14 protein-coding genes and 1 tRNA gene are annotated in these 12,031 nt (G+C 47.5%); 2 read left to right on the forward strand and 13 right to left on the reverse strand.

Annotated elements, in window-relative coordinates; all coding sequences use genetic code 11:
* Positions 1-332 precede the first annotated feature (332 nt).
* The 5 genes from ispG to DFQ01_RS27600 all read right to left on the reverse strand — a co-directional run bounded on the left by ispG (position 333) and on the right by DFQ01_RS27600 (position 6,002).
* Complete coding sequence (gene ispG / locus DFQ01_RS27580) at positions 333-1,445, reverse strand: flavodoxin-dependent (E)-4-hydroxy-3-methylbut-2-enyl-diphosphate synthase (protein WP_110047154.1); 1,113 nt, start codon at positions 1,443-1,445, stop codon at positions 333-335.
* A 102-nt stretch (positions 1,446-1,547) separates the two neighbouring features.
* The gene (gene clpX / locus DFQ01_RS27585) at positions 1,548-2,804 is read right to left on the reverse strand and encodes an ATP-dependent protease ATP-binding subunit ClpX (RefSeq protein WP_110047155.1); all 1,257 of its coding nucleotides are present in this window, start codon (positions 2,802-2,804) and stop codon (positions 1,548-1,550) included.
* Between the two features lie 13 nt (positions 2,805-2,817).
* On the reverse strand, positions 2,818-3,399 hold the full coding sequence (gene clpP / locus DFQ01_RS27590) for an ATP-dependent Clp endopeptidase proteolytic subunit ClpP (protein WP_110047156.1): 582 nt from the start codon (positions 3,397-3,399) through the stop codon (positions 2,818-2,820).
* Between the two features lie 336 nt (positions 3,400-3,735).
* The gene (gene tig, locus DFQ01_RS27595; RefSeq protein WP_110047157.1) at positions 3,736-5,034 is read right to left on the reverse strand and encodes a trigger factor; all 1,299 of its coding nucleotides are present in this window, start codon (positions 5,032-5,034) and stop codon (positions 3,736-3,738) included.
* Between the two features lie 89 nt (positions 5,035-5,123).
* Positions 5,124-6,002, reverse strand: coding sequence for a hypothetical protein (locus tag DFQ01_RS27600; protein WP_245946907.1), 879 nt, complete (start codon positions 6,000-6,002; stop codon positions 5,124-5,126).
* A gap of 340 nt (positions 6,003-6,342) precedes the next feature.
* On the opposite strand from DFQ01_RS27600, the gene DFQ01_RS27605 reads away from it, so the two are divergent.
* Positions 6,343-6,416 (forward strand) — tRNA-Arg (locus DFQ01_RS27605).
* Between the two features lie 76 nt (positions 6,417-6,492).
* On the opposite strand, the gene DFQ01_RS32260 is transcribed toward DFQ01_RS27605, so the two are convergent.
* From DFQ01_RS32260 to DFQ01_RS27635, 6 genes are all read right to left on the reverse strand, one after another.
* Positions 6,493-6,777, reverse strand: coding sequence for a helix-turn-helix domain-containing protein (locus DFQ01_RS32260; protein ID WP_110047159.1), 285 nt, complete (start codon positions 6,775-6,777; stop codon positions 6,493-6,495).
* A gap of 245 nt (positions 6,778-7,022) precedes the next feature.
* Positions 7,023-7,412, reverse strand: coding sequence for a LytTR family transcriptional regulator DNA-binding domain-containing protein (locus tag DFQ01_RS27615; protein WP_110047160.1), 390 nt, complete (start codon positions 7,410-7,412; stop codon positions 7,023-7,025).
* Between the two features lie 23 nt (positions 7,413-7,435).
* Complete coding sequence (locus DFQ01_RS27620; RefSeq protein ID WP_110047161.1) at positions 7,436-7,675, reverse strand: AgrD family cyclic lactone autoinducer peptide; 240 nt, start codon at positions 7,673-7,675, stop codon at positions 7,436-7,438.
* On the reverse strand, positions 7,662-8,198 hold the full coding sequence (locus tag DFQ01_RS27625; RefSeq protein WP_110047162.1) for an accessory gene regulator B family protein: 537 nt from the start codon (positions 8,196-8,198) through the stop codon (positions 7,662-7,664). Before DFQ01_RS27625 ends, DFQ01_RS27620 begins: the two co-directional genes overlap by 14 nt.
* Positions 8,176-8,655 (reverse strand): hypothetical protein, encoded by a 480-nt coding sequence (locus tag DFQ01_RS27630; protein WP_146216935.1) that lies wholly within the window; start codon positions 8,653-8,655, stop codon positions 8,176-8,178. Before DFQ01_RS27630 ends, DFQ01_RS27625 begins: the two co-directional genes overlap by 23 nt.
* A 179-nt stretch (positions 8,656-8,834) precedes the next feature.
* Entirely contained in the window at positions 8,835-9,053 is a 219-nt protein-coding gene (locus DFQ01_RS27635; RefSeq protein ID WP_110047164.1) for a helix-turn-helix domain-containing protein, read from the reverse strand.
* Between the two features lie 335 nt (positions 9,054-9,388).
* On the opposite strand from DFQ01_RS27635, the gene DFQ01_RS27640 reads away from it, so the two are divergent.
* Positions 9,389-9,721, forward strand: a complete 333-nt coding sequence (locus DFQ01_RS27640) for a helix-turn-helix domain-containing protein (protein WP_174812766.1) — start codon at positions 9,389-9,391, stop codon at positions 9,719-9,721.
* 88 nt (positions 9,722-9,809) lie between these two features.
* On the opposite strand, the gene DFQ01_RS27645 is transcribed toward DFQ01_RS27640, so the two are convergent.
* Positions 9,810-11,141: a 5'-deoxyadenosine deaminase gene (locus DFQ01_RS27645; RefSeq protein WP_110047166.1), complete on the reverse strand. Its 1,332-nt coding sequence runs from the start codon at positions 11,139-11,141 to the stop codon at positions 9,810-9,812.
* Positions 11,142-11,276: 135 nt separating this feature from the next.
* Positions 11,277-12,023 carry a YheC/YheD family protein gene (locus DFQ01_RS27650; protein ID WP_110047167.1) on the reverse strand — a complete coding sequence of 249 codons (747 nt, stop codon included), beginning with the start codon at positions 12,021-12,023 and terminating at the stop codon, positions 11,277-11,279.
* Positions 12,024-12,031 lie beyond the last annotated feature (8 nt).

A 12,031-nucleotide genomic window follows, 5' to 3' on the forward strand; every position in this document is an offset into this window, starting at 1 on the left:
TCCTAATTTGCTTTCATTTTCGATATTGCTTCCTGCAAGCAAATGGTTGGCGCAATGCCAATACAAAAAACACCCGCAGGTCTAATACTTGTCAGTATTCCCTGCGGGTGTTTGAATATACGGAGGAGACTGTTATTCGCGTTAAGAGGTAGTTCAAAAAGTCCGCTTTTGATCACGAAGCATCACAGGATGTGTATTCGGCATCGAATCTTGGATGAAGCTGAGACTTCCGGTTCTCACGTAGCAAACCACTACGCTCCGATCCTCATTCCCACCTTGATCCAACCTTCTCGGTGCTGAAAAGCAGACTTTTTGAACATGAATTTCAAGTCCTATTTGACCGGCGCATGCAGCTTGCGGCCTGGAATTTCGCCAGTCGCTTCGAATACGCGAACGATTTCGTCGATTTCTTTCTTCAGCTCAGACAACAGCTCAGCTTCCGGAACCTTTCGAATCATCTCACCATAACGGAACAGCATGCCCTCGCCACGAGCGCCTGCGATGCCGATATCGGCTTCACGCGCTTCGCCTGGTCCGTTAACGGCGCAGCCAAGTACGGATACTTTAATCGGCACTTTGATCTTCGAGATATACTCTTCGACCTCGTTCGCAATGGAGAACAGATCGATGTCGAGACGACCGCATGTAGGACAGGATATGAGTGTCGCAGCATTCGTGATCAGACCAAATGTCTTCAGCAGCTCACGTGCAACCTTCACTTCTTCTACTGGATCGGCGCTCAAGCTAATACGCACGGTGTTGCCGATGCCCATCGCGAGCAATGCACCGATACCTGCGGAACTCTTGATCGTACCTGTATGAAGCGTACCTGCTTCAGTAATGCCTAGATGGAGCGGATATTTAATTTTCTCCGCTGCCATCGAGTAAGCAGCAATCGCCATCGGTACGTCAGATGCTTTGAGCGATACGATAATATCGTGGAAATCCAGCTCTTCGAGAATGCCGATATGGAACAGTGCGCTCTCAACCATCGCTTCTGGCGTTGGATAGCCGTACTTCTCGAGCAGATGGTTCTCAAGCGAACCTGCGTTAACGCCGATCCGAATCGGAATACCTTTCTCCTTACAAGCCTTAACGACAGCCTCAACCTTCTCGCGGCGACCGATATTCCCCGGATTGATACGTACTTTATCAATACCATTCTCGATCGAAAGCAAGGCAAGGCGATAATCGAAGTGAATATCCGCGACGAGCGGAATATGAATCCGCTTCTTGATTTCCTTGATCGCTTCAGCGGCTTCTTTGTTGTTGACGGTGACACGTACGATTTGGCAGCCTGCTTCTTCAAGGCGCAGAATCTCTGCAACCGTTGCTTCCACGTCTGCTGTCTTCGTCGTACACATGCTCTGAATGATGACTTCGTCGCTGCCGCCAATGGTTAGTGGACCAACCTTAACAGGCACCGTATCCTTGCGTAAGTACATGAGCCCTTCTCTCCCATGAACGTCAAAGTCCACCCGTCAAACAGCCTAAAAAGCTGCATGACGGGTGGAAACTCCGACGGTAATATATGGATCGCCTATCGTTTAGGCGCTCTCTTCTTTCTTTTTGCCCTTCTTCGGCGTCAATTCCGGCATAATTTTCTCGTTGACAACCTGCTCCGTAATGAGACAGCTGCTTACGTCGTCGCGGGATGGCACTTCGTACATAACCTCGAGCATGATGCCCTCGATAATTGCGCGAAGTCCGCGCGCGCCTGTGTTCCGCTTGATCGCTTCGCGCGCAATGGCTTCCAATGCGCCCTTCTCGAACTCAAGTTTCACATTGTCCATCTCAAGCAGCTTCTGGTACTGCTTGACGAGCGCATTCTTCGGCTCGGACAAGATACGTACGAGCGTTTCCTCATCGAGCGGCTCCAGAGAGGAGATAACCGGCAGACGACCAACAAACTCCGGAATGAGACCGAATTTGAGAAGGTCTTCTGGCAGTACCATCGACAAGTATTCGCCTGGCTTCAATTCTTTGCTGCTGTCGCCAGCTGCGTTGAAACCAATAACTTTCTTACCGATTCTGCGCTTAATCAACTGCTCCAGACCGTCAAACGCACCACCGCAGATAAACAGGATGTTCGTCGTGTCGATCTGAATAAACTCTTGATGCGGATGCTTACGTCCACCTTGTGGTGGTACAGAAGCGACCGTACCTTCGAGAATTTTCAGGAGTGCTTGTTGAACGCCTTCTCCAGATACGTCGCGCGTAATGGAAGGATTCTCGGACTTACGAGCTACTTTATCAATCTCATCGATATAGATAATGCCGCGTTCAGCTTTCTCCACATCGTAGTCAGCAGCCTGGATCAGCTTGAGCAAAATATTCTCGACGTCTTCACCGACATAGCCGGCTTCCGTCAGCGAAGTTGCATCCGCAATCGCAAACGGTACGTTCAGAATCTTAGCCATCGTCTGTGCCAGCAGCGTCTTACCGGAACCCGTAGGACCTACGAGAAGAATGTTACTCTTCTGCAGTTCAACGTCTTCCAGCTTGTTCTGCGAGTTGATGCGCTTGTAGTGGTTGTATACAGCAACGGCAAGCGATTTCTTCGCGCTTTCTTGACCGATAACATACGAGTCAAGAATTGCGCGAATGTCCTTCGGCTTCGGAATATCTTTCAGATCAAGCTCTTCCTCATGACCGAGCTCCTCTTCTACGATCTCCGTGCACAACTCGATGCATTCGTCGCATATATAAACGCCGGGACCGGCGACAAGCTTCCGAACCTGCTCCTGCGATTTGCCGCAGAACGAGCATTTCAACTGGCCTTTCTCGTCGTTGAATTTAAACATAGAATCACCCTTTCTATAGTGACGTTACTACCTTGTCAATCAAACCGTATGCAACGGCTTCTTCGGCAGACAGGAAGTTGTCACGATCAGTATCACGCTCGATCTTCTCATATGGCTGACCTGTACGCTCTACATAAATCTGATTCAGCTTCTGCTTCGTCTTAATGATCCAATCTGCGTGAATCTTAATGTCCGAAGCCTGGCCACGAACGCCGCCAAGCGGTTGGTGAATCATCACTTCGCTGTTCGGCAGTGCGAAACGTTTGCCCTTCGCGCCAGCTGTAAGCAGAAGCGAGCCCATACTTGCAGCCATACCAACGCAGATCGTCGAGACGTCTGGCTTGATGAACTGCATTGTATCAAATATACCCATACCAGCGGTGACTGAACCGCCCGGCGAGTTAATATACAGATGTATGTCTTTCTCAGGGTCGTCGGCCGCCAGGAATAGCAGCTGAGCGATTACAGAATTTGCAACATCATCATCTATTGCGCTGCCGAGAAAAATGATCCTGTCCTTTAACAGCCTTGAATAAATATCGTAAGAACGTTCTCCACGATTTGTCTGTTCGACTACGATCGGTACTAAATTCATGCGACCAACCTTCTTTCTTTAGGCGGAATGGTTACTTCCTTATATTATCACGTCGCTGCGCGGCTGTCATTTTTGAAGTAACAGTCGATAATACAGTATACGACGTGGCACTGCCGATATGTACGGGGAATAGCCTTATAGAGGTAGTTCAGAAAGGCCTTCGCTTCTCGGTGCTGAAAACCAAATTATGCACTTCTATATGTATACGTTCAAGAGTCGCAATAAGTTGCTGTGATAGGTATGTAGTAACATTCTCGTATGTATTAAGTGGAAAAATAAGGCACGTTCGAGAACGTGCCTTACTCTCATATGAAGCTAGGGCCGGCATGTAATGCCTTAGGCGTTAACTGCTTCTTTGCTGTTTTCAAGAAGGAACTTAACCGTGTTGCGAACTGCGATATCATCCTTCAGGTTATCGAGGTTGCCGTTGCGTGTGAATATCTCACGCAGCTCTTCCGCTGGGCGGTTGTAAGCTGCAGCAAGCGTCTCGAGCTCTGCAGTTACTTCTTCATCCGTTACTTGGATGTTCTCTGCCTTCGCGATTGCTTCGAGAACAAGGTTGTTGCGAACGCGTTTCTCAGCGTCGCCCTTCATTTGCTCACGGAGCATCGATTCGTTCTGGCCGGAGAATTGGAAGTACAGCTCAAGGTTCATACCTTGCATACGCAGACGGTTTTCGAAGTCCTTCAGCATGTAGTCTGTTTCCGTACCGATCATTGCGGCAGGAATTTCAACTTCAGCTGCTTCAGCTGCTTTCTCAACAACTGCTGCTTCACGAGCGGAGTCAGCTTCTTTCGCTTTGCGCTCTTTCAGCTTGCCTTCGAGATCTTGCTTGAATTCTGCGAGCGTATCGAATTCGCTAACGTCTTTTGCGAACTCATCGTCAAGAGCTGGCAGGCTCTTACGTTTGATTTCATGCAGTTTTACTTTGAATACTGCAGCTTTGCCAGCCAGGTTGTCCGCATGGTAGCTCTCTGGGAACGTAACTTCTACGTCCTTGAAGTCGCCTGTGCCCATGCCGATCACTTGATCTTCAAAGCCTGGAATGAACGTGCCGGAGCCGACTTCGAGCGAATAGCGCTCGCTCTTGCCACCTTCGAATGCAACGCCGTCAACATAACCGTCGAAGTCGATAACCGCGATGTCGCCGCTTGCAACCGTACCTTCGTCAACAACGTCCAGCTCAGCGTGACGCTGTTGCAGACGGTTCAGCTCTTCACCAATTTCCTCTTCGGAAACTGTTGCTTCTGCCGCTGGTACTTCGATGCCTTTGTACTCGCCAAGTTTCACTTCTGGCTTAACCGTTACTTTCGCAGAGAACTTGAACGATTCGCCTTTCGCGAATTGCTGTACATCGATGTCAGGACGGTCAACTGGAATGATGCCCGTCTCTTCGATCGCTTGTGGGTAAACTTCTTGCAGCAGGATATCTACTGCATCTTGGTACAGCGATTCAACGCCGAAACGTTTCTCGAACATCGCGCGCGGCACTTTGCCTTTACGGAAGCCTGGAACGTTTACTTTCTGTACCACTTTCTTGAACGCTTTATCTAGCGCTTCATTAACTCGTTCCGCTTCAACCTCGACGTTAAGCGAAACCAGATTCGTGTCTATTTTTTCCCAAGTAGCTGTCATGGCTTGCATTCCCCTCCAACATTACGCATTCAATGCGAAAATCTCACGTTTAATAAACCATTCTATTATAATCAAAGTCCAGCTATTTATCAAGACTCATGACTGCCCCCAAATGGGCCATACCCAATTACGTGCCGCAGTGCGCGGCAGGCCTGTTCATAACTGAACCGCATCGGCTCCGAAATGCCGTAGGCCTCTCGGGTCGCGTCATCATCTGCTTTGCCATATACGGTGATCAGCAGCGTAAGATGCAGTGCAGCCGCCCAGCAGTCAATATTATAGGTGTCATTTTCCAGCATTCGACGGTATGACGAAGTGCCGTATAAGTATTGAAGCAGATCTTTCCACAGCTCGCGTGCAAAATGAGGCAGTGTCGGATCGTCCGTATCCACTGAGGATTCTACCCGTTCAAGTGCCTGAATGACCGGATCAGGAAACTCCTCTAATGACAGCGGCGTACTCTCGATATCCAGCTCCACCCGCTCGTCCATCCGAGCGAGCGTAATCATCCCCGATGCCCCGTGACGCTTCAAACATTGCAGCGCCTTGAATTGTACGGCGGGGTGTACGGCCGTTGTCGACAACCACTCTATAATCGCCGGATCGACTTCCGGATGATTAAGATGTACCGCACGCTCCAGTGCAAGTATTTGCTGATCTGGCATCGGATGATGCTGAATGATGTGCAAAACCTGCTTGACATAGGACTCGTCCTGTTCACCAGACTTCAGGACACTTCGCCGTATGTCTTCTTCTTCGTCCTCTTCCTCTATGCCAGGCCCAGACTCTTGTTCTGGAAAAGCAACCTCAAGCCAAGACAAAAGATTGCCCCACTCTTCATAATGCCGCTCGTCCTCGCCTTTACAGTGAAGAAGAAAACGAATCAGTTTCTTTGCTTCGCTATATTGCTCTGCTTCCAGCATTCGTGTCAATTGAATCTGGTAGTGGTCGAGCATGCTTGGAAACAAATAAACGTTATCTCGATTGCCTTCTTGATGTTCATTGTTATTCGTAATGATAGCACCGCCTTGCGATGGGGAAAAACCGAGATGCTCAGATCGGTTCCGCCAAACTTTGGTTCATTATACCATGCCGTGCGGTGAAACACACGAAAGCTGTTTTCTTATCTTTTACTACTTCCGAAAGTGCACTATTGCAGTACTGTCCGTTTTTCAATTCCTTTAAACGATTTTGCAGAAAGTTTGCCATTCCAAATGTATGTGGAACGAGCAGTACACACTTTTTGCTAAAAAATCGAGAAAAGGGATTGCGTATCCAAGTTATGCTATGCTATGATAAAAGCCTCGTGTCCCGGTAGCTCAGCAGGATAGAGCAACGGCCTTCTAAGCCGTCGGTCGGGGGTTCGAATCCCTTCCGGGACGTATTTACATTTAACGTCCATATCACGAATATATAGAAAATCCCCGAAGCCCTGTTAGAACAGGGTTTCGGGGATTTTTATTTGCACTCCATCGAATAAAGAACGCGATTAAACACCGTACTATTCAAGTTAACTCTTACGCATGTCTTACAACTGCCATCACCAAATAACCCTACATGAATATGGTCAGCTGATACATTGTACATCCGACATAACTTGACAATGATCCCACACGGTGCTTGTCGGCTATCTAATTCGTATCGAATAAGCTCTTCCCTAGGTATTCCAATCCCTAATGCCACCTCATTGATGGACAGATCTCGTTGGATACGAATACACCGCAGGCATTTGTGCACAATCATTCACCTCAATACATGACAGATTAGATAAGATCAGGTACTCCCAGGCAGAGCGAGATATGAACTCCCTCCTTTCATACTTGTAAGATCACCAGGAGGGATTTATTTCCCTCATACTCCCATTTAACTATTTTAGGATTTTATTGTAAATCGCATTTCAGTCCTTTGAATTTCTGTTGTCAGTCTCTTACTTTTCTGATAAAATGAACAGCCCTTCGGCATCGATAACCGAAGGGCTAATTGGTTTATTAGATCAATTGTATAGGTACGGTCATAGGTGCGCTGTTGAAAAGCAGCTCCTGTTGAATGAGTTCGAATTTCTTTTGAGACATCGAACAACTAATCGTTTTCGGACCGATATCATGTGTGAAGTAAGCTCTGCGAAAAATAGTATCCAGACACACAATTTGATCCAAATTGACAGCATTGGCTCTGTCGCATACAACAAACCGATGTCCTTCGCCTGTACGATTGAGGGTATGTACCCAGTGTTTGAGGGCACCTACAACATAATACTTCTCACCTGTAATCATGAAAACGATGACATAGTCCCCATCGCTTTCAAGGTGTGTAATGTTGCGAATCCTCTGGGAGATCAGACCCGAGGACCCTTCTTTGTCCTTGGTTACTGAGATCATGAGTCCCCCTGCCTTCCTTCCATTTATTTCAGAAGTTCCTCAGGTGTTTCCGGTTGGTGGATATAGTAAGCACTGGCCGAAACCGTCGTAACCGCAGCTGCTGCCAGCGCAAGCAATGAGGCAACCGTATACACAAACGTACGAGCATAGAAACGGCTGAACGCAGATGGCTCCGTCGTTGTCAGTTTCGTTTGCTGTTCATTCACAGCACGCATCTGACGATTACGACGTCTTGCACTTGCAACATGATTAACCTTCGACATATTGTTCACCTCCTTTCAAGCGAATGAGTGTTGCAGCTTGTGCGAAGAAAGTGATTGCAAGTGTAGCAGACGCCCAATAGAAGTTGGTAAGAACAAATGCTGCCGAGATGATCTTCAGTAATGGATAGTACTTCTTAGGTATTCGAGTTTGGCGGTCGATTCTTGATGGGGAAAATAGGAGAACAAGAAGAAGGGAAAATAAATTCAACAAAAATATTGGTTCTGAGCCAAGATCAATTAAACTCATAATGGTAAAAGCCGCGGAAGTCACTATGATACAAAGGTCTCCTGACTTCAAATGGATGCCGCCAGATACTTGCCGAAGAAGTGCGAATGCAGTCAAGATAATGACGGCTTCCTTCGTTCGTCCTGTAACAAAAGACATGCCTAGTGTCAAAAGAATAATTAGGACGGTATTGAGAATAAACGATAATGAGTAGCGAAGCACTGCAACACTAGCAGGATGGTCAGGCACAACATTTTTTATGTAAACTGCAATTTTATTCGATAAATAAAGAAGCATTCTCTTCATTCTCCTTTCTCAAAGAATAGTAGAAAAATATACTCAAACAAATAACAAGAAAAGTCATATTAATATATAAATCTCCGATATATAGCAACACTCCTAAAGGTATTCCAGCCGCCAGTATTAGAGAGGCAACTACGATTGCTTCTTTTCTGAATCTGAACTTCTCAAAATCAAACGTAAAGCCTATACCTAGTCGATAAAGCGCATTCATGATGATAAAACCAAAAACACCGGTTAATAACTGAATGATATAACCGTAAATAGGTATAGTTTGTACCATATGCACCGTTATTCGACCGAATGAAAGAAGAAGGAGACCGGTTTGTAAGGCTATAAACAGGGCATACCCGATAAAAGAAGTAAACATCGCCCAAATCAGTGGTATTCTCACGATAGTCGCCATAAAAAAAACTAAAATCAAGAAGTTAATTACTACTACGAGAAAAACCATCGATGAATCTTCTCTAATGAAGTAGCTTTGTAAACTCATCAAAGTATTAACCATCAAAGCCGGCACAATATATTTTTTCAGATCAAATCTAAACGTGTATAACATGAATGAAAAGATCGCAACGCCCTCAATGATCGAAAATAACACGAACCAAAAAAAGTACAACACGGCCACCACCCTTATTTTCTAACTGCCTCGCGCCCTGTAATTCGCATCATACCTTCAAGGGTAACAAGCCAGACCTTGCCTGACTTTCGCGCCTCGTTAGGCAGGAATTTGCCACGATTACACCATTGGGTGACGGTATTGTCGGATAAGCCCCACTCCTCCGCAGCTTCTCGAGATGTAAGGACCGAGAAGAGAGGTGGTAAAATAGGCTTCCCCTCTTGTTCGCTCATCGACCTTATCATCTCCAATCGATCTTCGTTCACATGTATTGATTGCAATACATAAATGCACACTCAATGTATTGTTTTCAATACAGAATATTCCGGAGCCTCTACAGTAAATATACGGCATTTTTACAATTTCGGGTAGTATCTTCCTTCGTTAAACAACGGAAGGTTGTCATTTTTATTATTTTTCTATCGAAATGTCTATGCAACGCGGTGTATTACCAAAGCCTTATTTACAGCTTACAGGACGACCCATATACTGGAATTAAGTTTCGATTACGAAACCTTCACATCGCGCGGATCCACTTCATTGATTTGTAATGGAAGGAGCTATGCCCATGCATTCCTTAGGTCAAAAGATAAAAGAACTTCGTACCCATGCACATCTTACCCAAATGGATCTAGCTGATAGGTTAAATCTGAAATACGGTGGAGTCATCGGCAAGAGCATGATATCGAAATGGGAAAATGACCTCGAGGAGCCCAGCTTGGCGAATGGTCGGAATTTAGCTCGTTTCTTCAATATTACGCTTGATGAGCTGCTTGGCTTAAATTTGGAGATTGCGACACCTGGTCCTACCCAAGAGGATGAGGGCTGGTCTGTTGAAGAATTAGAGGAGATCGAACGATTCAAAGCCTTGATCCGACATAAACGCAGCCTCAACAACTGAGCCCAACAGCCAACTTCAGCTATCCATCCTTCCTATACGTCAGCTAACAAACAAGCTGCCCGCCCTTGATGGACGGGCAGCTTTGTATTCAAGCCATTCTGCCAAGCAAACGACTAATTGCCGCGTCCGAATCACGAAGAATAGCAGCCTCGTCTATCGTTGTCATCACCCTGCCCCGCATGACGACACGCCCGTCAATCCATACCGTATCCACATCGCCTCGCCCAGCAGCATACACAACTCTCGAGTACAGATCGGCTTCATAGGAAGGAAACGCGTGAAATTTGTTCAGATCGAGCAGCACGAGATCGGCCTTCTTCCCTACTTCGATCGATCCGATCTCCCGCTCCAGTCCAAGCACTTCCGCACCACCAATGGTCGCCATACGCAGCACTGTCCTTGCATCCATCGAAGTTGGGCCATGCTGCACCTTATGAATCATCGCCGTAAGCCGCATTTCTTGAAACATATCCAGATTGTTGTTACACGGAGCGCCATCCGCGCCAAGACCTACCTGCACCCCGCTTCTGAGCAGCTCCGGCACAGAAGCAATGCCGGAAGCGAGCTTCAGGTTCGAGCCTGGACAATGTGTGACCTTCGTTCCCGTTCGACGAATGATTTCGCGCTCTGCATCATCAAGCCAGATCGAATGCGCCAACACCAATCGCGGCGAAGCAAGACCTAGATGATCGAGATAGACGATGTTGCGCATGCCCGTCTCACGCTCAACCAACTCGATCTCTCCGCGATTTTCAGAAGCGTGGGTATGGATGAGCACCTGATGCTGATCCGCCAAATCGCGCACCTCAACTAACAACCGCTCGGTACAGGAAACAACGAATCGTGGGCAAAAGGCGTATCGCAGCCGTCCGCCGTCATAGCCATGCCATTGCTCCAGCAGTGCCACACTGTCCGCAAGTGAACGATCGGTGTCTTCCTGCAATGCAGATGGAATATGTTCACCACGACGATCCATCATGACTTTACCGCTGATCGCTCGAATTCCACTCTGAGCCATCGCACGGAAAGCGGCATCTGTATGATGCACCGTCTCCATATCCAGCAGCGTCGTCGTCCCGCTCTGTATCAGTTCACCGATGCCAAGCATTGCGGATATGTACACGGATTCATCATCATGCGCAGCTTCAAGCGGCCAGATCCGTGTCCGAAGCCAGTCGAGCAGCTCCATATCGTCCGCTCTGCTGCGGAACAAGGTCTGGCACAGATGAACATGCGTCTGGATGAAACCGGGCAGCAGCAAACGCCCTTTCGCTTCCACGATCTCATCAGGAACAAAATACTCATCTTCAGCTCCAATTCCGATGATTCGATCATCCGTTACGCGCACATCCCCACGTATAACCTCGTCTGCCGCATTCATTGTTACAATACATGCATCTCGTATTAGCGTGTTTCCCAAGCGCATCCCCTCCAGCTTATGGATCAACAACCTTTATCCTATTATTGTAAGTTATGCTGCAAGAAGAGCGCCAATATCTTAGGACACAATTCCTAATCGATATTGGCGCTCCACTTCCCCACTATGCGTCCAGCCTTAATGCCCCTTGTTCTTGCCGCGATAATCCATGATCGTGCGATACATAGAGAGATTCTTCAGCTTCGTGAAAGGTTTAATTTGCGGCCTCGTGTTCACTTCAAGCAGCCATATTCGGCGGTTATCGTCCACGGCAACGTCCAGTCCAAGCTCAATGCATTTTGTATACACGTGGGTGTAGCGCTTCGCGATCCGCAGTGCAAGATGATCGATCGAGTTTCTGAGCTGTCCCGTTTGTCTCGCTGACATATTCGCACCGAACACCTGCTGGTACGGATGAATCGATGCTCCTTGACTGCCGTTCGTTACGATCCGACCAGGTGCCGCCACGCGTGCGAGAACGCCTGTAACACGCCAATGATCGGCTGAATTTCTGCGCTGCGTCACAACGCGCAGGTCAAATCTGCTGCCCCGATACTTCATCAGATTGATGCCTCTTTGAACGAGGTAGCTGCCTGATTTTTTGTACGAATGAATAAGTGACATTAATTGGGTAATCGAGGAGACATGCTTCCGAAGCAGCTTATACCGCCACTCATACTTACTTGCTGATAGCTTGCGAACCCGCATAACACCGACACCCAGCGCGCCGACATTTGGTTTCACATAGACGGTTCTGTAGTTTCCAAGCATCCTTCTCAGGCTGGAGGCCGACAGAATCACCGTCTTCGGAATCGCAGCTTGCACATGAGAATCACGAAGCAGGATACGCGTTTTTCTCATTTTGTTATGGTCGAATTTTACCATGCTTATAG

It is taken from the genome of Paenibacillus cellulosilyticus, assembly GCF_003182255.1.
In the GTDB taxonomy this organism is placed as follows: Bacteria; Bacillota; Bacilli; order Paenibacillales; family Paenibacillaceae; genus Paenibacillus_T; species Paenibacillus_T cellulosilyticus.

Excerpts from the sequence above, each read along its gene's own strand:
- DFQ01_RS27625 (WP_110047162.1), bottom strand. The coding sequence starts at position 8,198 with ATGCTTCTTTATTTATCGAATAAAATTGCAGTTTACATAAAAAATGTT.
- tig (WP_110047157.1), bottom strand. The coding sequence starts at position 5,034 with ATGACAGCTACTTGGGAAAAAATAGACACGAATCTGGTTTCGCTTAAC.
- ispG (WP_110047154.1), bottom strand. The coding sequence starts at position 1,445 with ATGTACTTACGCAAGGATACGGTGCCTGTTAAGGTTGGTCCACTAACC.
- DFQ01_RS27650 (WP_110047167.1), bottom strand. The coding sequence starts at position 12,023 with ATGGTAAAATTCGACCATAACAAAATGAGAAAAACGCGTATCCTGCTT.
- DFQ01_RS32260 (WP_110047159.1), bottom strand. The coding sequence starts at position 6,777 with ATGATTGTGCACAAATGCCTGCGGTGTATTCGTATCCAACGAGATCTG.
- DFQ01_RS27635 (WP_110047164.1), bottom strand. The coding sequence starts at position 9,053 with ATGAGCGAACAAGAGGGGAAGCCTATTTTACCACCTCTCTTCTCGGTC.
- clpX (WP_110047155.1), bottom strand. The coding sequence starts at position 2,804 with ATGTTTAAATTCAACGACGAGAAAGGCCAGTTGAAATGCTCGTTCTGC.
- clpP (WP_110047156.1), bottom strand. The coding sequence starts at position 3,399 with ATGAATTTAGTACCGATCGTAGTCGAACAGACAAATCGTGGAGAACGT.
- DFQ01_RS27615 (WP_110047160.1), bottom strand. The coding sequence starts at position 7,412 with ATGATCTCAGTAACCAAGGACAAAGAAGGGTCCTCGGGTCTGATCTCC.
- DFQ01_RS27630 (WP_146216935.1), bottom strand. The coding sequence starts at position 8,655 with ATGGTTTTTCTCGTAGTAGTAATTAACTTCTTGATTTTAGTTTTTTTT.
- DFQ01_RS27620 (WP_110047161.1), bottom strand. The coding sequence starts at position 7,675 with ATGTCGAAGGTTAATCATGTTGCAAGTGCAAGACGTCGTAATCGTCAG.
- DFQ01_RS27640 (WP_174812766.1), top strand. The coding sequence starts at position 9,389 with ATGCATTCCTTAGGTCAAAAGATAAAAGAACTTCGTACCCATGCACAT.